An 18,331-nucleotide genomic window follows, 5' to 3' on the forward strand; every position below is an offset into this window, starting at 1 on the left:
GGAGGGTGCCAGATGATATCGGTTAAGCGGATGACACCGTTTTTTACTAGAAAAGAGGAATTCCGATTGCGATTAGTATTTGCCTATCAATATTTTTCAATTAGTAAAGGTGATGAAATATTTCATTTTATACCATCAGAGGGCAAAGAAATCGTTATTAATACGAAAAGTTTACAGGTAGAGAATTTAGGAGAAGTATTTGTGTTCCAACGGGGCAATCGTTTTATTCGATTACCACTTTATCAGCTGCTTCTAATCTCTGATCTTCATATGCATTTAAATTTAATACTCGAGGGGAGCATTGACATGAAAATTGAAATGGCTATTTCTGACGTTGTTGCATCTGAGGCGAGTGAATTGATTAAAGACATGGAGACTAAGAATCGATCGCGAATGATTGATTATGCGTTGGAAACAAAAAATCTGCTCCTGTTTAATGAGTTGACGGAAGGACTGCAGCAGGCTTGACTAATTTCATATAAAAAGCACCTATCGTCTACGTAAAACGATTGGTGTTTTTTTTGTTGTGCAAAAAAGTAATCACAATAGAGATTACTTCCTAACAAGAAATCGTTGAAACGGCTCACTTTCCAAGAGAGAAGAATAAAGTTCATTCTTCTTTGGGCACGGCTTAAGCCGCTTCCCTCGCTAACGCTCAGTCCAGGGTCTTCAGCCGGGATGAATTGAACTGCATTCATCCTAGTTCCTACAGGAGTCTCGCCTTATTCAACGACTTTCAAAGTGTGTACATTTAAATATATATAAGTTGAACTAAAGTTTCTTTGTTATTTGGCATGCTAGTTGTTTGGAGAGTAAGGCGGCGACTCCAGAGGGATTAGCGAAGATTGAAGACCCCGCAGGAGCGAAGCGACGAGGAGGCTGAGATCGAGCCCCTTGGAAAGCGTCCGCCTGGAACGGAAAACAACGGTTGGAAAGTCGGATTGTTTATTTCAACCTATATAGTAATCATTTTCTAACTCTCATATCAAATTGATTCAGCCTATTATACAGTTATAAAGTGCAATATTAGGATGAAAATGGTTGATCCTGTTAAACCGAAGATAAAGTCTTGCCATGTTAGGCCGTATATTTCGTCTTTATTCACAATGAATCGCCCCTTTGTCGATTTCCCGGGAAATAAATCGTGACTATTTCTGGGATGAAGTTCTTAGTAAAAGGATGGACAGGAATAGGAAATGTTAAACAATCATTTTTTATATGTCGTTAAAGTTAAGCGACTTTTGTCAGAATAATGATTTGACGTTACAAAACTCGTATAATTTGTTAAAATGAGTAGAGTCAATCAATATTAGGACATAGGAAGGGATTACAATTATGTTTTTTAACTTTACGTTTCGACATTACTTAACAAATCCACATGATTTGGCAGAACAACTTCAATCTTCTTCGATGCGTGGTTTTAAAAAACGGGTTCTTTTTGTTTTTTTATTGGGCATTATTTTATTTGGCTTGCAAAACTGGTGGGGCATGGGGACAGAGTCGTTAACGTCTCTTCTAACTACAGTGTCAACTGCAGACTATACAGTAGCTCGATATGCGTCACTTTTTGGTGCTGTTTGTTGGGCAGTTATTTATATATCCTTTCATTTATATGGTTTTGCCTTTTTATTAAGTCGTTTGACGGGCATACCTTTTAAGAAACTTCTTCCATTACAATTACTGATGACTGGTTTATTGCTACTTGAAAAAGCATTGGTATTCCTTGTTTTTGTTATGAAAGGTGAAGTAGCGAATGTTTCGTTTCTATCATTTGGACCACTTGCGATTACATTTCTTGAAACGGATTATTGGATTTTCTTTTTGAATCAGTTGACGATTACAACTGTAATAATTATCGCTTTTCAATCTAGATTTATTCGTCCATTTATAGGGAATGCTGGAACGAAGAAGTTGATTTTTGTATTAATTGTCATTCATATTGCAATGGCTTTAATTACAGCGGGTGTTGGCTACATACCTTTTGAGCGTATAGTTGATGTAGTGATTGGTGGAGGTGTTATTAAATGAATAAACACCTGAATATTTTAATCTCAATTGCAGTAAGTGCGTTTTTAGGCGCTAATCTCTATTTATTATTCAGTGACAAAACAACAATTCCTAAATCAGTCTATGTAGATAAGTACGAGCGTATGACGATTGATGATTTCAATGAAAAAATAGTGAAAGAAGCGCTCGTTTCACCTCTGGAAACTTATACAATTTATGTTGGGCGTGATGATGCGGTTGAGTCATGGTTAGTTACAGAAGGGGACTCGATTTTTGCTGGTGATGAACTTGCATTATTAAACACTGAACGTGCAGATGGGCAACGGAGTACTTGGGAGTCTGAACGTGATGCCCTTTATAGACAAGAAGATGAGTTAAACAATATTATTTCTAACCTTCTATCGAGTCAATCGAGTTCGACTACGACGAGTTCTGCTAAAGCAGATACGAATAGACAAAATGTAACTGAAACGAAAGACAAAACAACGATTGATTTTGGTGTAGACTTTGAGTTAAGTGTAGACCTTACGCAGGATGGTTCTTATGCACAGGCAATTGCGGCGGCAGAACAACAATTGACGGATATAACACGTCAGCTTGTCGTTTTAGATGCACAACTTGATCAAAACCCGGATCATCCGGCATTGGTGAGCCCGGTAGATGGTGTTATTTTAGAAGTTACAAGACGCGGTTCTACATTAGCGGTTGATATTAGCAGTACGCAAAAGGTCATCACGACTTATGTTAAAGATAATGAGTGGCTGGATGTTGAATTGGGTGACCGCGTTATCCTTCAAGGTGACGGTATAGGCGGTGTGGGAGAGGGGACGATTATTTCGATTTCTCCGACGCCTGCTTTAAACGACGCTGAGCTCAAAGCTTATAAAGTGTTGGATCCAGAATCGGCAACTAATCCACTAGCTTATTATGAAGTTCGAATCACGACAGATGCAGATTTAAACAATGTGCCACTTGGAAATAACGTGAATGCGCATATTGTGACGAATGAAGTACTGGATGCTGTTTCGATGAATGAAGAATGGCTTCGTGGAATTGATGATAACCGTATGGGTGTGATGATTGATAAGTCAGGGAAGGCTGTTAATGTTCTGGTGACATCACCGTTTACTTGGAATAAACGTGCTGTTGTAACAGCTGGCTTATTTAAAGGTGATGTAGTTCTGAATGAAAGTGAACTGCGTGAGTACGTAGGTCCGCAAAGGGTGTTCTTGCCAATGCCGGCGTATATGCCGACAAAGACTGAGTGGAGAAAACATGGTTGGAAGACGTATGTTAAGCAAATTCTTTTAAATTAAGAAATTATATGGGACTGCCCGCAAAGTCATCTAACTGACTTTGTGGGCGGTCCTTTTTTTATGCTATCTTTTAAAATTAACTGTCTAACCTTTTCAGAGTTATGTATAATAAACACATTGAACATTAATTTTGAATTATAAAATACTTACATACGGGTTCTGAATGAGAGATTTATAGTGAGGGAGTAGGTTATGATGGAAATAAAGAGATTAACAATATCAGTCACAATGCTTGCTGGATTTCAGTGGCTCTTTTTTATGTTCGCTAATACAGTTGTCATTCCAATCTCGGTTGGGGGGGCATTTGGCCTCGAACAAATTGAAATTATTTCCGCAATCCAAAGATCTTTCATATTAACGGGTATCGCTTGTCTTCTACAAGGCTTCCTAGGTCATCGTTTAGCTTTGATGGAAGGGCAATCAGGACTTTGGTGGGGCGTTATTTTAAGTCTGGCTGGAACCGCTAGTACAATGAATCTTGAACCTTCTGTAATTGGTGGTAGTATCGCAGTCGGTGCAATGGTTTCCGGTGTCCTCGTCATCATATTCGGTATTCTTGGGATGGGAGAAGTCTTGAAAAAGTGGTTCACACCGACAGTTATGTTTGTGTTTCTTCTATTATTAGGTAACCAACTCATCACAATTTTCCTCAAAGGAATGCTTGGTCTCAACACAAGTGACTCTATCGATGTGAAAGCAGCAGTTTTCTCATTCGCACTCGCTGCACTTGTCATCCTCATCCACGTAAGAGGGAAGGGTATCGTGAGCAGCTTAAACTTACTCATCGGTATGGTCGTAGGTTGGATAGCTGCCGTCTTATTATTCCCTGCAGAGGCAACTGAAACAATTCAAACAACACCTTTTATTACTTGGTTTCCGTGGGGACAGCCTACACTTGAGTGGGGCATTGTCACAACGGTTGTCATAACCGGGCTCCTGAACACTACGAATACAATCGCAACACTTAAAGGTGCAGAACCGATTTTTGAAAAAGATACGACAGCGAAACAATATCGTTCTTCCTTTGTTATTACTGGTTCACTTACGACACTTTCAGGCGCACTCGGCCTTGTTCCATACGCGCCGTATGCTTCATCACTTGGATTTCTCCAAGCGACTGGAATTCGCGAACGGGCACCATTTTTTCTAGGATCAGTATTATTTATTATCATGGGACTCGTACCAGCACTGAGCAACTTCTTCTCAACAATTCCACAAAGTGTCGGAAACACGGTTTTATTCGTCGCTTATTTACAATTATTCGGTTCAGCATTACGTAATATTGAAAAACTCACATTCCAGCCAAAAAACGTCTATCGGGTCGCTTTACCAGCACTGCTTGGACTTGCTATTATGGGACTTCCTGCAAGTGCATTTTCAACACTTCCGGAACTCGTTCAACCATTACTTTCAAATGGATTACTTATCGGCATATTAGCCGCGCTCTTTATGGAATTATTATTTTATATAGGAAGTAGCATTCGTTTGAATAAATGAAGAACTAAGATTGTTGTCAGATATGGATACGATTTGTACCTTTAAACTGTGGCAGCACTTGGCACGCATATTAAAGGAGGGAAGCCCTATCAAAATATGGAAAATATATACCATGCTTGTTTTCGTCATGATGGCTTGGGGATTTAATCTTCCTCTCATAAAATACTTAGTCAGCACAGTTGGTCCAGTGACCGTAACATCATTCCGCATGCTCATCGCAGGTATTACTGTCTTTATAATTCTAGCCTTTTTTAAACTCATACGTTTACCGACTAAACGTGAATGGCGTTGGGTAATTTTAGGCGCACTTTTAAACGTCGTTTTACATCATTACTTCCTTGCTATGGGCATCTCCCAAACAACAGGAACCAATGCTGGACTCATTCTAGGAACAGGTCCCGTCCTAACCGCCATTTTCGCATCCCTTATATTGCGCGCTTATCCATCAAAAGTGCAGTGGGGCGGCTTCTTAATTGGTATTTTAGGTGTAGCACTTGTCGTACTCGCTGGTGATGAAAAATTAGGTCTAGCGATGGGCGATGTCTATGTATTCCTATCAATCGCAGCACAAGCGCTATCATTCTTAGTTATCGCGAAGGCGGCAACAACACTAGATCCGCGTCTTATGACCGCTTATATGTTGGTCATTGGAAGTTTCTTTTTAATCATCATCAGCCTAATCCAAGAACCTGGCGAAATCATGGCGTTCGCAACCGTTCCACCCGTCTTTTGGGTAGGCTTCCTAGCAAGCGCTATAATTGGAACCGCTGTTGGTCATATGATGTACAATTATTCAGTCGGCCAAGTAGGACCATCGAAAGCCGCTATCTTCATTAACTTAAACACAATGTTCGCACTCATCGGTTCCGTACTCTTCCTCGGAGAAATTATCTCCGGCCGTCATTTAATTGGCCTGTTCCTCATCGTCACTGGCGTCATCATTGGCTCAGGTGCGGCGGAAGATATGTGGAGAAATAGAAAAAAAGCTAAAAATCTTGCGTGAGCGAGGTTTTTTGCTTTTTGGAGTGACTATTTTTGGGGGTTGCAACGCTATTGGGGAAGTACGCAACGTCGGTCGTGAAGTTTGCAATGTTCGTGGAACCAATTAACGTTTTAGGTAAAGTACGCAACGTCGGTCGTAAAGTATGCAACATCCTCTAGAAAGTATGCAACGTTCGTGGAACCAATCAACGTTTTGTGAAAAGTTAACAACGTTGAGCGTGAAGTACGCAACATCCTCTCGAAAGTATGCAACGTTCGTGGAACCAATCAACGTTTTAAGTAAAGTACGCAACGTCGGGCGTGAAGTATGCAACATCATCCCGAAAGTATGCAACGTTCGTGGAACCAATCAACGTTTTAGGGAAAGTACGCAACGTCGTGCGTAAAGTATGCAACATCATCCCGAAAGTATGCAACGTCCGCTGAACCAATCAACGTTTTAGGAAAAGTACGCAACGTCGGGCGTAAAGTATGCAACATCATCCCGAAAGTATGCAACGTTCGTGGAACCAATCAACGTTTTAGAAAAGGTTAACAACGTCGGGCGTAAAGTATGCAACATCTTCTCGAAAGTATGCAACGTCCGCTGAACCAATCAACGTTTTATGAAAAGTACGCAACGTCGGGCGTGAAGTATGCAACATCATCCCAAAAGTATGCAACGTTCGTGGAACCAATCAACGTTTTAGGGAAAGTACGCAACGTCGTGCGTGAAGTATGCAACATCGTCTCGAAGGTACGCAACGTCCGCGGAATCAATCAAAGTCAGCCAAAAACTTCGCAACATTAACTCCCGATTTCCACTTGAAAATACTGCTTTTTAATGCTATATTTAGAATGAAAACAGAATACTCAATTAAAGGAGAGGGCGCTTATTCACACTAGTAGATTTCTGCCGCCAGACCTAACTGCATTAAAAAGACTACTTGCAAGGCTGCCAGAAAATCACGAAATGTTTGAAAGTATTCAAGAGAAAAAGTATCAACTAAGGGCAGGATATTCAGGAGAGCAAGATGTAGATCGTATCCTTCACGAAATTGAATTCCCTCTCGATACAATCATCCTCAAAAGTATCACCCTACAAATCAATCCCCAATACGAATGCCAAATCGACACACTTATCATAACCCCAACTAGAGCAATCATCCTAGAAGTGAAAAAGTACGCGGGCACTGTCGTCTTCGATGAGCTATCCGGAAAAACCACCAAAATTGCACCCGACGGAACGATAGAAAAATACGATTGCATCATTCATCAACTTCTTCGAGCAAAGGAAGGACTCCGACAGTGGCTCGCAATAAGAAACTACGAACTTCAAATAGGCGGGCTACTCGTCATGGCCAATCAAAGAACAATTATTGAACAAATGCCTACAACTGTCCCAGTTAAATATAGAAAGCAACTCCCGCGCTATCTAAGAGAACTTCTGGAACAACCAACTTCACATTCTGCTATAAATATTAGATCGCTAGCCACTGAAATAAAACGACACCAATCTTCCATACGTAGAATACCGACTTGTGAAAAATATAGAATTGACCCATCCACACTCAAAAAGGGTATTCTGTGCCTAAAATGTAATAGCGCTATGTCAAGGAGAAAAGGCCAAAAGTGGCATTGCCGAATTTGTGGGAAATACGGAGATTTGGAAATCGCCCAATCGATAGCAGATTGGTTCTTGCTATTAAGTCCTACTCTATCAAACAAACAATGCCGCCAATTTCTATTATTAAAATCAAAATATGCAGCAAGTATTTTGCTTCGCGAATCAAAACTAAACCGGAGAGGGAATCCGCCTACGAATTATTATACTTGGGACTACAAGTCGCCCTTGTTTCCCAAAAAGTAAAACTAAAGCCGTCCATTAAAAAATGGTCGGTTTTTTCATGCTCACTTAATGGTTTTTTTAATGGAATTAATATAATCTACCCGCAAACCTTGCAACACCGCGCATGAAGTATGCAACATCACCGCAAAACCATGCAACGTGCTCGAAAGTATGCAACGTTTCATCGGAACCTTGCAACACCACGCATGAAGTATGCAACATCACCATGAAACCGTGCAACGTGCTCGAAAGTATGCAACGTTCCTTCGTAACTTTGCAACACCGCGTATGAAGTATGCAACATCACGGCGAAACCATGCAACGTCGGCCCGAAACCTTGCAACACCGCGCATGAAGTATGCAACATCACCACGAAACCATGCAACGTGCTCGAAAGTATGCAACGTTCCTTCGGAACTTCTCAACACCGCGCATGAACTATGCAACGTCACCACGAAACCAAGCAACGTGCTCGAAAGTATGCAACGTTCCTTCGGAACCTTGCAACACCGCGCATGAAGTATGCAACGTCGGCCCGAAACCATGCAACGTGCTCGAAAGTATGCAACGTTACTTCGGAACTTTGCAACACTGCGCATGAAGTATGCAACATCACCGTGAAACCATGCAACGTGCTTGAAAGTATGCAACGTTTCTTCGAAACTTCACAACATTGTCAGTGTGTAAGCGCCATTAAAATTGGGTATAGTTTATACTAAATGAAGAAGTTCAAAGGAGCTGACTCAAATGAAAAAACTTCAAATAGCACTAGTGCTATTTTTTCTCACTATATTTATATATACAACTGAAGCAGAGGCGGCTACTGTTGATGATATTAGGTTTTATGTTGAAAGTTTCTACTACGGTGACCAACCGAAAAATATAAAAAGTATGCAGACGATTGCAGAGATTACACAAACACTGGATGAATACTCACGATATATGACACCCACAGAATACAAAGAATATAAAACAGGCGTAACTTTCGCAACTGCGCAAATAGAAACGGATTTCGATATAGAGACAGTTACATCAGCACTTCTTTACGGGGATATTGGTTACATCAAAATTGCCCGTTTCACAATGGATTTGCCGACAGAACTAGCTGCTCATTATACACGGCTTGAAAAAAGAGGAGCCAAAGAACTAATCATTGACCTTCGTTACAACGGTGGAGGATATGTCAATATTGCTGAAAGACTTCTTGGTTTTTTCCCGGATGCACCTACCGCGTATGCTATCTCCACACGAGAAAGAGATAAAATCGTTCAATCTAGTCCGTCAACCGTGAGTATAAAATATAAACCATATATTCTAGTCAATCGATATACGGCATCTGCCTCTGAAATGGTAGCAATCTCCTTACAAGACCAAAACGCAGCAATTATAGTAGGCGGCCAAACGAAAGGGAAAGCAACTGTACAGTCCTTATACGAATTTGATGACGGTAGCGCGTTAAAACTAACTACTGGAAAGTTTACAGGTCCTAACGGTACAAATGTTCAGGGCGTCGGTGTCACACCGGATATTAAAGTAGAAATTGACAAAGAACTTACAACGCTTCACCAACAACTACTAGAAAACCAATTCAAGCAAATGAATTATCAAGCCGACCAAAGTATTGAGCAGACAATGAGCGATACAGCCATCCATTTAAAACTACCATATAAGTTGAACTTTATTGGGCCTCGCGCGTCCAATAAAGTACAAGTGATCCACCTAGGCGGGAAACAAATTCCGGTAAAAATGACACAACCAAAAGACCGTCTCACACTTGATATCACACATTTTTCATCAACGCTAAACAAAGAGTATATGGTCGTCATAGAACCAACTACAGAACGCATAAATGGAAAACGTAGAAGCAGCAAAACATATACATTAATCATGAATAACACATTAAGACAATAATTACATTAACCGTGCTATAATAAATAAATGTAAAAACACACATCAACTTGGGTTCCAGCTACTGTACTGGTACCACAATAACAAACAAACGCACTTATGAAAGGAAGTTCACCATGAACAAAACACTATGTGTCATCGGTCTCGGCTACATCGGTCTTCCAACAGCAATCACATTCGCTAATGCAGGTGTCCATGTACACGGCGTAGACGTTAATGAAAAAGCTATCAAAATGATTAACAACAAGCAACTACATATAGAAGAAAACGGTTTGCAAGAAAAACTCGAGCAAGCAATTGATGCGGGTACTTTCACAGTAGGCCTAACACCAATAGTAGCTGACGTTTATATCATTGCTGTACCATCGCCAATTAACCGGGACAATACAGCTAACGTTGAATACATTCGTAGCGCAACTGCATCCGTCGTTCCGTACTTGAAAAAAGGTGCACTCGTTATTTTAGAATCTACCGTTCCACCTAAAACAGTTGAAAACGTCATGCTTCCTGAACTGCGTAAAGCAAATCTTGTAATTGGAGAAGAACTTTACGTATCGCATTCACCGGAACGTGTTATTCCAGGTCGTATATTAGAAGAACTCGTAAACAATGACCGCATCGTAGGCGGTGTGACACCAAAGTCGGCTGAACTTACAAAAGAACTTTATAAAGTATTTGTCAAAGGGGAAATCCACCTTACTGACGCAACAACGGCAGAACTTGTTAAAGTTATGGAAAATACGTACCGCGATGTTAATATTGCATTTGCGAATGAACTCGCTAAAATTGCAGAAACGATTGACGTTGATATATGGGAAGCGATTCGTTTTGCGAACTTCCACCCACGCGTTAATATCCATACGCCAGGACCTGGTGTTGGCGGACATTGTATCGCTGTAGATCCATGGTTCCTTGTTGAATTAAGCCCAGAAAACTCGGATATTATTAAAAAATCTCGTTTGACTAATAATGGTATGCCAAAATTCGTTGCAGAAAAAGCTAAAACATTGCTTGAAGAACATGGCATCCAAAACGGTAAAGTCGCAGTTTTAGGACTGGCTTTCAAAGGGGACATTGATGACCTTAGAGAAAGTCCGTCAACAGAAGTGATTAAAGAACTTCAGCAATTAAATATTGAAGTTACGTCTTTCGATCCACATATTCATAATCTCGAGCACCCAACTCAAAAAGCAACTTTAAACCAAGCTGTTGCAAATGCAAACTTGCTTATTTTAACGACAGACCATACAGCGTTTAAGAATCTTGATCCATCAACGTTGAAAATGGCAGCAAGTAATCCGCTAGTTCTTGATACGAAAAACGCTTTAAATCGTGAGCAATGGGAAAAAGCCGGCTTCCAATTTGAGAAACTCGGAGACGGAAAGAACAAAGGACTACCCATTAAAGGACTTCCTATTATATGAAGGAAATGATACTAGGGGTTTCGGTTAACACCGAAAGTTACGACGAGCTCATACCGAAGCTTTTCAGTAATATAGAACGACAAGAAAAAGCACTTATCGTTGCCATCAATCCTGAAAAGTTGATGAAAGCGAAAGATGACCCAGAACTTAAAGCACTTCTTAACCGTGCTGAATACCAAATTCCTGATGGCATTGGCGTTATCATTGCTTCTAAACTAAAAAAAGGCAATGTTACATCACGCGTAACAGGTATTGATATGATGGACCATATCGTTAAAGAGGCGGCGGCAACACAAAAGTCTATATTTCTATACGGCGCAAAACCAGGAGTTGCAGCAGAGGCTGCAGCTAAATTAATAGAAATCTATCCAACCTTAATTATTGCAGGCATTCAAGATGGATATGAATCAGATAACAGTAAAGTCATTCAAACAATAAATGAAGCGAAGCCAGATATCTTATTCGTTGCCATGGGTTCACCAAAGCAAGAACAATGGATAGAAGCACACCGAAACGAACTGCATCCTTATCTTTATCAAGGGGTAGGTGGGTCATTTGATGTACTAGCAGGAAATATCGAACGAGCCCCGGCGCTATTTCAAAAGTTTGGTGCTGAATGGTTGTACCGGTTATTAAAGGAACCAAGTCGAATAAAAAGGCAAATGAATTTACCAAAATTTCTCTTGGAAATATTATCAGGTAAATAAGCAATACAGACTTGTAAGATAGGAATAGAACTGATAGAATACAAAGTTGTAAGGGTAATTTCCTCTATAACATATATAAAAGCAAGTTGGTTGGTTGACCAAACGAAGCGCCTTGAACAGATCCCATTCTGTTCAAGGCGCTTTGTGTTTCTCTAGTTTTGAAAACCTATTATTCTTTACTGACTTATAAATATAGTAAAACACTTGAAATATATTAATTATAGAGTAGTATAGTAGTGACGGTATATATTAGGCAATGTGGGGCAACTAGTTTGTTATATTACTAACTTGTTATTGACATGCTGACCGTTGAAATCTATACTTTAGTGTGTAATGTCTTCGACTCTTCATTTTGCCGTGAAAGTAGATGACTATATTAATTGTAATTAAGAGGAGGAAATTATTTAATGGCTAACCAACCAAGTAAGTACAAGAAATTCGTAGTAACAGCAGCATCAGCAGCACTAGTAGCATCGGCGGTAGCGCCAGTAGTATCAGCAGCAGGATTTAGTGATTTAAATGGTGTTGATGCAGGCGTTAAAGCTGACATCGATAAAGCAGTTACTCTTGGTTTTTTCCAAGATGCAGCAAAATTTAACCCGAGCACGCATATCACTCGTGGACAAGCAGCGCTTACACTAGCTCGTTATATTGCTGGAGATTCAGGAGTAGAAAACTACGCGAAAGTACATGACCTTGAAAGCAAAGTTACACTATTCAATGATATTCCAGTTAGCTATAAATCAGGAGCTGATTTCGAACAAGAACTTTACTATGCGTCTTTAGTTGTTAAAAATGCAGGAGCGTTCACGCAATCAAATCTTAACCCAGCTGGTAATGTAACTCGTTCACAAATGGCTAAAATTGTTACACAAACTTTTGAACTTGAAAAAGCTGAAAACTATGTTTCGAAAATGACTGATATCGATCATTTAGATGCAGAAACAAAAGGTTATATCGAAACAATCGCTTCTCAAAATGTTACAGTAGTAAATAAATTCATGCCTGCTGGTCATGTAACTCGTTCACAAATGGCTAGTTTCCTAGTTCGTGCGAATGATGTTGTTAATGCAGAAGCGTTAAAGAATCCAGTTGCAACTGTAACGTCGATTAACGCTACAGAGTTATCAGTTAAACTAACAACACCAACAACTGACTTAAAAGCAGCAGATTTCCTTGTATTAGTTGATGGACAAAAAGTTGTTCCAACTTCAGTAATCTCTGACGCTACAGGTGCTAACTATACACTTACTCACGCTAGCCTTGATGGAAAAGCGGGTACTGTTAGTGTAAATGGTACGTCAGTTGCATTTGATTATGCTGCAGCTAAAGTTACGAGTGTTACAGCTGTTAACGGTACAGTATCAGTAGTATTCAACAAAGATCCTAAATCAGTACCAGCTGTAACTGACTTCAAAGTTACTCAAAACATCAATGGTACTACAAAAGCGATCAACGCTTCTTCAATTCAGTGGGATGCAGCTACTAAGACTGCTAAACTAGCAGTACCAACAATCTATGCTACTGAAGCAGACCAAAATGTTTCTTACTCAGTAGGATTCCAAGAAACTGCTGCAGCAACATCTTCAGCTTTCACAGTTGCTAAAGTAACTGAAGTTAAAGTTGATAGCGTAACAGCTCTAAACTCTAAGCAAATCCAAGTTGTTTATAACCAAGAGATGGATAAAACATCTGTTCAGGATATAACTAACTATCAATTAACTAAAGCACCTTTGGCTGGAACAGGATACACAGGATTTGATTCTACGGCTACAAAAGCCGTACTACAAGATGATAAGAAAACTGTTATTATCACTTTGAGTGCTACTGAAAAAGCTACAGCGGTATTGACTGCTGCTGGACTATTAGATAATAAAACAGCGCTTGGCTTGGAAGTTGCTGCAATAAATGTCAAATCTACTTCAGGTAAAGTACTGGAAACAGCAAAAAAAGTTACATTCCAATTGAATGATACAGCAGCACCAACTGTACAAAAAGTTGAAGTAGTTGAAAATGGCGACTTAGTTGTAACGTTCAATGAACAAGTTGACAATGCAACAGGAAAAGTTACAGTTAATGGCGTGGCATATAACCTAGCACCAACAGCAGGTACAGGTGATGCAGCAGTTGCACATGTAGGTGGAGTATCAACAGCTACGATAACTAAAGCTCACTTGATTCTTGCAACAAAAGCTGGATTAGAACAAGGTAAATCATACACTATTGCAGTTTCAGGACAAAAAGATGTTTATAATGAAACAGCAACATCTGTTTATTCTTCCAACTTCACATATGCACCAGTAACTAATGCACCAGTATTTAAGACAGTAAAAGCAGTAGATGAAAAATCATTTATCTTAGAATTTAATAAAGATGTATCGCTTGTTCCATCTGGTATTTTTGTAGTTCAGGTGAACAAAGGTGCAAAACAATTGGCGACAACAGCAGCAGTTCCTGTACCTGGTAAACCTGGTCAGTACGAAGTAACATTAACTGGTGCAGATGTAATTACGGATGTATTATATGATCGCTCAAAAAATGAAACTTCTACTAATTTGACTGTATACATTCCAGCAATCAAGGATGCGGTTGGTAACATTACGGCAGCGGGAAGCACATCTGTAACGTTAAGTAAAGATGTTACTAAGCCAGCAGTTGAAAAAGCAGTTTCAACTGGTGCGGTATTAGATGTTACTTTAACTGAAGGAATTGCTTCATTGGCAACTACTTCACCAAGTGCATCTAGTGCAGTTAATTTAGCAGCAGGTTCATATGTTTTAGCAGAGAATGGTCGTCAAATTCCAGTTGCATCAACTGATTTTACTGCTATTAATGAAGCTGATGGTGAATTCACGTTCACATATCCAACTTCTTTAACAACAGTAGAGGGTAATTACACATTAGTTGTTAAGAAAGATACATTAACAGACCTATCATTAAATAATGGTAACAAAAACGATGAAATCCGTATTCCATTTGCAGTAGGTGCAAATTTACAAATTAAGCCGAACGTTACAGCATTGAAAGCAGATAATAATTTAAGAGCAGGAGAAATAGATGTAACATTCGCTTCTCCAGTAACTTATGCATCTGTAGCTAATCACCTAAATTACAAGATTGATGGAATCGCAATTCCGAGCGCATCAACATTTGTTTTAGATGCTGCTGGAACTAAATTAACGATTTCACTTCCTGAAGCAGCTTATAAAGAAACTAAAGATCGTGTTGTGACAGTTGCAGGAGCACGTAACCTTGCTGGAACAGTAATGGAAGAATATCAGGCTGTAGCTAAAGTGTTTGAAAATGAAAAAGTAAATCTACAAACTGCTAAAGTATCAGGTGATGATATCATCTTGACATTCAATGAGAATGTTGATACTAGTGTTATGACTACTGGTAACAAGTTCCTTCCAGTAGACTTTACTGTAAAAGTTAATGGAACAGACGTAGGTACAGTTGCACAGGCATATAACAAAACTGATGATACAGCAACTACTAAAGTTGAAGTAAATCAAGTTCGTATTAAAGCACCAGCAGGTGTTAACTTTGCAACAGGTACAATTACTGTAGAAGTTAAAGAAACTGCACAAGCTTTAGATCTAGCAGGTAACAAAGCTACAGCGAAAATTGTAAATGTAACTCGCTAATATTATAAATAATATTAAGTTTGATACCGTTTTTTATTAAATATTATCAATACATTAGACAATTCGTTTTAGTTGTTGAAACAGAGAGCCCTTTGATCGAGTAATTGATCAAGGGGCTCTTTCTTTGTATTTAATCTATAGTTAGTAGTAGTTCAGTAATGGCATCCACAAAGAGTATAGTTTTATCAGTAACGAATCTCCTCTCAAGAATATATTATAAACCTGAATACAAACATCGAGTCTTACTTTCTTCACTGGAGGTAGGGCTTATTTTAATTTCAGGAGGAGATCAAAAATGATGAAGTACAATCAACAAGCACAACAAATGGAACTACTTAAGGTGAAAGAAGACCACATACACATCCCAGCAAAGCGAGTGGACATCGTTTCACTTCGACTCGTAAAAGAGACAAGTCTGTTGTACAAGGATCGAACGATCCGAAGTCCAGAAGATGGTTACAATTTGTTTAAGCAATTCCTAGGGGAATTAGATCGTGAATATTTTGTCGTCATGTGTTTAGATGTGAAGAATCAACCGACAGCGATTAACGTTTGTCACATTGGTAGTTTGAATGCGAGTATCGTTCATCCAAGAGAAGTCATGAAAACAGCCATACTATCCAACTCAGCTTCTATTTTAGTCGCACACAACCATCCATCAGGACAGCCCGAACCTTCTCCAGAGGACATCGATGTGACGAAACGATTAGTTGAAGCAGGTAAAATATTAGGCATAGACGTCCTTGATCATTTAATCATTGGTGATGACCGATTCATTTCGTTAAAGGAAAAGGGGTATATGGTCTAATGACGAATCATCTTTCAAGAGAAGTTGAATGGCTTCTATGTACCTTAGAAGAAAAGTTTAATGTGAATCGACTAGTAGATGATGTAGCCGTAGAAGCAACTGAGCTAGGTATGAATGAAGTAGCGCAATGCTTTATTCCGCGTGAAGTCATTAAGAATTTACCAGATACGTTACTTTATGAAATCATGATTGCTGCTGATGATAACGAAACAGAATGGGTCGGTGCAATTGGATTTTATCCGAATAGTCCAGAGTGGTGTCTGCAAGTCATCACAAAAAATGGACAGCTAGTCTACAGAAAAACACTGTCATTGACTGATTAAAACTCGCGACATTAGTAAAGAATAGTGCTCCTTTCTCACGACATTACTAAGGAGTAGACGTAACCGTAAACATAAACGTTGATGTAGAAGGATTCGATGATGTTTAAGTGGATGTAGACTCACGACATTATTAAATAACTGACGCGAGTTACTTAAAACGATAAAGGGATGGTGAACTAAATGTGGTGGAAACTAAAACCGATGATTCTCACACAAGATACAATCATCATTGAAAATGAAATGATCAATCAAGGGGCTATGGATGCAGAAATCGGCATTCATGGTCCTTTTATTTTGTGGAGGAACTGCTGATGAATTATTTAACGGGCTTTAGCCAATGGCTACTGGAAGATGGGAAGCGTCCGAAGACAATAGAATCCTATTCTAATGATGTGAAGCAATTCCAGAAGTATTTAGTAGAAGAAGCAGTGGATGAAGTAATGCCATTAAGTCGCTATTCCTTTGTCCGTTACAAGCAATTATTACTCGATGGCAATTATAAAGTGTCCACTATTAATAAAAAGGTCAATAGTCTCAAAGTGTTCAATGATTATCTCCAGTTGAAAGTAATCGTTGAGGACAACTATATTCAAGTGAGAAAAGATCAAGTGTCTATTGCTTCAGGAAGTGAACAAGTGGTCGAAGCGTTAACGGATGCAGAAGTGGACCGTGTACTTGCCTATATAGCTGATGATAGAAAAGTTAGCATCAGAAATCGCTTAATCGTTCATCTATTATTATATACTGCTGTCCGAGTATCCGAATTAACCGCTATTAAGCTAAATGATATTGATTTTGTCCAACATACTTTAATCGTTACTGGCAAAGGTGGCAAGGTTCGAGAAGTGAGCATTCGGACTGATCTCATGGAATTAATTAACGTGTACCAAAACGGAGAACGTCAGGCATCTAAATTTAATGGGAGTCTGTATCTTTTGGTGTCCCAGAGAAGCGAAAAAATGCACAGAGACGCCGTCCGCGATCTTCTTGTACATCTTTCTAAAGAGGTGGATTTAAAACTGTATCCGCATCTTTTTCGACGGACCTGTGCAACCCTACTTCTGAGAAGAGGTGTTCCGATCGTCACCGTCAGCAAGATTCTAGGGCATCACTCCGTAGACATGACTTCTCAGATGTACATCCAGACTTCAAGGAATGACAAGAGCAGTGCTTTAGAACTATTGTAAAAGTAGATTTAATCTTTAAAGAAAGGACTGATCATCATATTTTCAATAGAGAAACCCATTTACGTCACAAGAGCCATTGCGGAAGAATTACCAGCGGAACATCAGCTATTTCTGTATCAATTCTTCTCGAATCATAACGATATCATGACCGATTACCTGCAGGTGTTTAAGTTTTACGCTGAAGAAGAAAATCAATTCGTCATTCAATCACAAGAAGAACCTGAACGAGAAACAGTCATTCATGTGACCTTACAGGAAGAGAAGCCAATTGAGGTAACGGTTTGGATGATGGATCAAGGAAGTGATGGCACGATGATTCTCTTTCCAAGTGATTACTAAGCGAAAAGCTGAAAAGGACAGGGACGAGGAAATTCAGCTTGTGGCGCTTTTTGTCAGCGACGAAGGTCAACGTCAAGGCAGTCCAAATAAACACGCTCAAAGGCAGAAAAACAGGCTGTCCGAGGGAAAGAAACGTCAAGAGCGTACCAATTTTGAAAGGTGGTGGACAATCATGTGGGAAAAAGTCATTTTAGTAACTGTCATTGCAGCTGCATCTGCAATTGTCGAAGAAGTGCTGTCAGATAATTAAGGATTGGGAAGGAAGCTCATTTTCATTGGGGCTTTCTTTTTTTGTCTGCAAATAAATCAGGTAGATGTACACATCCACTTAAACGTAA

The 18,331-nt window shown here is 39.5% G+C and carries 16 protein-coding genes; all 16 read left to right on the plus strand.

Annotation, left to right across the window (positions count from 1 at the left end; genetic code table 11):
• Positions 1-12: 12 nt before the first annotated feature.
• The 16 genes from AC3RV6_RS02375 (at position 13) to AC3RV6_RS02450 (ending at position 18,243) form a co-directional block, all read left to right on the plus strand.
• Complete coding sequence (locus AC3RV6_RS02375) at positions 13-468, plus strand: transcriptional regulator (RefSeq protein ID WP_489747879.1); 456 nt, start codon at positions 13-15, stop codon at positions 466-468.
• Between the two features lie 867 nt (positions 469-1,335).
• The gene (locus AC3RV6_RS02380; RefSeq protein WP_489747880.1) at positions 1,336-2,028 is read left to right on the plus strand and encodes a hypothetical protein; all 693 of its coding nucleotides are present in this window, start codon (positions 1,336-1,338) and stop codon (positions 2,026-2,028) included.
• On the plus strand, positions 2,025-3,323 hold the full coding sequence (locus AC3RV6_RS02385) for an efflux RND transporter periplasmic adaptor subunit (RefSeq protein ID WP_489747881.1): 1,299 nt from the start codon (positions 2,025-2,027) through the stop codon (positions 3,321-3,323). Before AC3RV6_RS02380 ends, AC3RV6_RS02385 begins: the two co-directional genes overlap by 4 nt.
• Positions 3,324-3,515: 192 nt before the next feature.
• Positions 3,516-4,820: a uracil/xanthine transporter gene (locus AC3RV6_RS02390; RefSeq protein ID WP_489747882.1), complete on the plus strand. Its 1,305-nt coding sequence runs from the start codon at positions 3,516-3,518 to the stop codon at positions 4,818-4,820.
• Between the two features lie 112 nt (positions 4,821-4,932).
• On the plus strand, positions 4,933-5,823 hold the full coding sequence (locus AC3RV6_RS02395) for a DMT family transporter (RefSeq protein ID WP_489747883.1): 891 nt from the start codon (positions 4,933-4,935) through the stop codon (positions 5,821-5,823).
• Positions 5,824-6,774: 951 nt separating this feature from the next.
• The gene (locus AC3RV6_RS02400; protein ID WP_489747884.1) at positions 6,775-7,671 is read left to right on the plus strand and encodes a nuclease-related domain-containing protein; all 897 of its coding nucleotides are present in this window, start codon (positions 6,775-6,777) and stop codon (positions 7,669-7,671) included.
• A gap of 726 nt (positions 7,672-8,397) precedes the next feature.
• The gene (locus tag AC3RV6_RS02405; RefSeq protein ID WP_489747885.1) at positions 8,398-9,561 is read left to right on the plus strand and encodes a S41 family peptidase; all 1,164 of its coding nucleotides are present in this window, start codon (positions 8,398-8,400) and stop codon (positions 9,559-9,561) included.
• Between the two features lie 113 nt (positions 9,562-9,674).
• Positions 9,675-10,982, plus strand: coding sequence for a nucleotide sugar dehydrogenase (locus AC3RV6_RS02410; RefSeq protein ID WP_489747886.1), 1,308 nt, complete (start codon positions 9,675-9,677; stop codon positions 10,980-10,982).
• Complete coding sequence (locus tag AC3RV6_RS02415) at positions 10,979-11,689, plus strand: WecB/TagA/CpsF family glycosyltransferase (RefSeq protein ID WP_489747887.1); 711 nt, start codon at positions 10,979-10,981, stop codon at positions 11,687-11,689. Before AC3RV6_RS02410 ends, AC3RV6_RS02415 begins: the two co-directional genes overlap by 4 nt.
• Positions 11,690-12,096: 407 nt before the next feature.
• Positions 12,097-15,336, plus strand: coding sequence for an S-layer homology domain-containing protein (locus AC3RV6_RS02420; RefSeq protein ID WP_489747888.1), 3,240 nt, complete (start codon positions 12,097-12,099; stop codon positions 15,334-15,336).
• A 325-nt stretch (positions 15,337-15,661) separates the two neighbouring features.
• Positions 15,662-16,144 (plus strand): RadC family protein, encoded by a 483-nt coding sequence (radC, locus tag AC3RV6_RS02425; RefSeq protein WP_489749166.1) that lies wholly within the window; start codon positions 15,662-15,664, stop codon positions 16,142-16,144.
• The gene (locus tag AC3RV6_RS02430; RefSeq protein WP_489747889.1) at positions 16,144-16,467 is read left to right on the plus strand and encodes a hypothetical protein; all 324 of its coding nucleotides are present in this window, start codon (positions 16,144-16,146) and stop codon (positions 16,465-16,467) included. Before radC ends, AC3RV6_RS02430 begins: the two co-directional genes overlap by 1 nt.
• A 180-nt stretch (positions 16,468-16,647) precedes the next feature.
• Positions 16,648-16,779 (plus strand): hypothetical protein, encoded by a 132-nt coding sequence (locus tag AC3RV6_RS02435; protein ID WP_489747890.1) that lies wholly within the window; start codon positions 16,648-16,650, stop codon positions 16,777-16,779.
• Positions 16,779-17,654 (plus strand): tyrosine-type recombinase/integrase, encoded by an 876-nt coding sequence (locus AC3RV6_RS02440; RefSeq protein WP_489747891.1) that lies wholly within the window; start codon positions 16,779-16,781, stop codon positions 17,652-17,654. The genes AC3RV6_RS02435 and AC3RV6_RS02440 overlap by 1 nt, the downstream gene beginning before the upstream one ends.
• 57 nt (positions 17,655-17,711) lie before the next feature.
• Positions 17,712-17,993, plus strand: coding sequence for a DUF960 family protein (locus tag AC3RV6_RS02445; protein WP_489749167.1), 282 nt, complete (start codon positions 17,712-17,714; stop codon positions 17,991-17,993).
• Positions 17,983-18,243 carry a hypothetical protein gene (locus AC3RV6_RS02450; RefSeq protein WP_489747892.1) on the plus strand — a complete coding sequence of 87 codons (261 nt, stop codon included), beginning with the start codon at positions 17,983-17,985 and terminating at the stop codon, positions 18,241-18,243. The genes AC3RV6_RS02445 and AC3RV6_RS02450 overlap by 11 nt, the downstream gene beginning before the upstream one ends.
• The last annotated feature ends 88 nt before the right edge of the window (positions 18,244-18,331 follow it).

It is taken from the genome of Sporosarcina sp. So3-204, from assembly GCF_058068165.1.

What these genes read in the sequence shown, in the direction of transcription:
- AC3RV6_RS02375 (WP_489747879.1), top strand. Translation starts at nt 13, where the DNA reads ATGATATCGGTTAAGCGGATGACACCGTTTTTTACTAGAAAAGAGGAA.
- AC3RV6_RS02380 (WP_489747880.1), top strand. Translation starts at nt 1,336, where the DNA reads ATGTTTTTTAACTTTACGTTTCGACATTACTTAACAAATCCACATGAT.
- AC3RV6_RS02385 (WP_489747881.1), top strand. Translation starts at nt 2,025, where the DNA reads ATGAATAAACACCTGAATATTTTAATCTCAATTGCAGTAAGTGCGTTT.
- AC3RV6_RS02390 (WP_489747882.1), top strand. Translation starts at nt 3,516, where the DNA reads ATGATGGAAATAAAGAGATTAACAATATCAGTCACAATGCTTGCTGGA.
- AC3RV6_RS02395 (WP_489747883.1), top strand. Translation starts at nt 4,933, where the DNA reads ATGCTTGTTTTCGTCATGATGGCTTGGGGATTTAATCTTCCTCTCATA.
- AC3RV6_RS02400 (WP_489747884.1), top strand. Translation starts at nt 6,775, where the DNA reads ATGTTTGAAAGTATTCAAGAGAAAAAGTATCAACTAAGGGCAGGATAT.
- AC3RV6_RS02405 (WP_489747885.1), top strand. Translation starts at nt 8,398, where the DNA reads ATGAAAAAACTTCAAATAGCACTAGTGCTATTTTTTCTCACTATATTT.
- AC3RV6_RS02410 (WP_489747886.1), top strand. Translation starts at nt 9,675, where the DNA reads ATGAACAAAACACTATGTGTCATCGGTCTCGGCTACATCGGTCTTCCA.
- AC3RV6_RS02415 (WP_489747887.1), top strand. Translation starts at nt 10,979, where the DNA reads ATGAAGGAAATGATACTAGGGGTTTCGGTTAACACCGAAAGTTACGAC.
- AC3RV6_RS02420 (WP_489747888.1), top strand. Translation starts at nt 12,097, where the DNA reads ATGGCTAACCAACCAAGTAAGTACAAGAAATTCGTAGTAACAGCAGCA.
- radC (WP_489749166.1), top strand. Translation starts at nt 15,662, where the DNA reads ATGGAACTACTTAAGGTGAAAGAAGACCACATACACATCCCAGCAAAG.
- AC3RV6_RS02430 (WP_489747889.1), top strand. Translation starts at nt 16,144, where the DNA reads ATGACGAATCATCTTTCAAGAGAAGTTGAATGGCTTCTATGTACCTTA.
- AC3RV6_RS02435 (WP_489747890.1), top strand. Translation starts at nt 16,648, where the DNA reads ATGTGGTGGAAACTAAAACCGATGATTCTCACACAAGATACAATCATC.
- AC3RV6_RS02440 (WP_489747891.1), top strand. Translation starts at nt 16,779, where the DNA reads ATGAATTATTTAACGGGCTTTAGCCAATGGCTACTGGAAGATGGGAAG.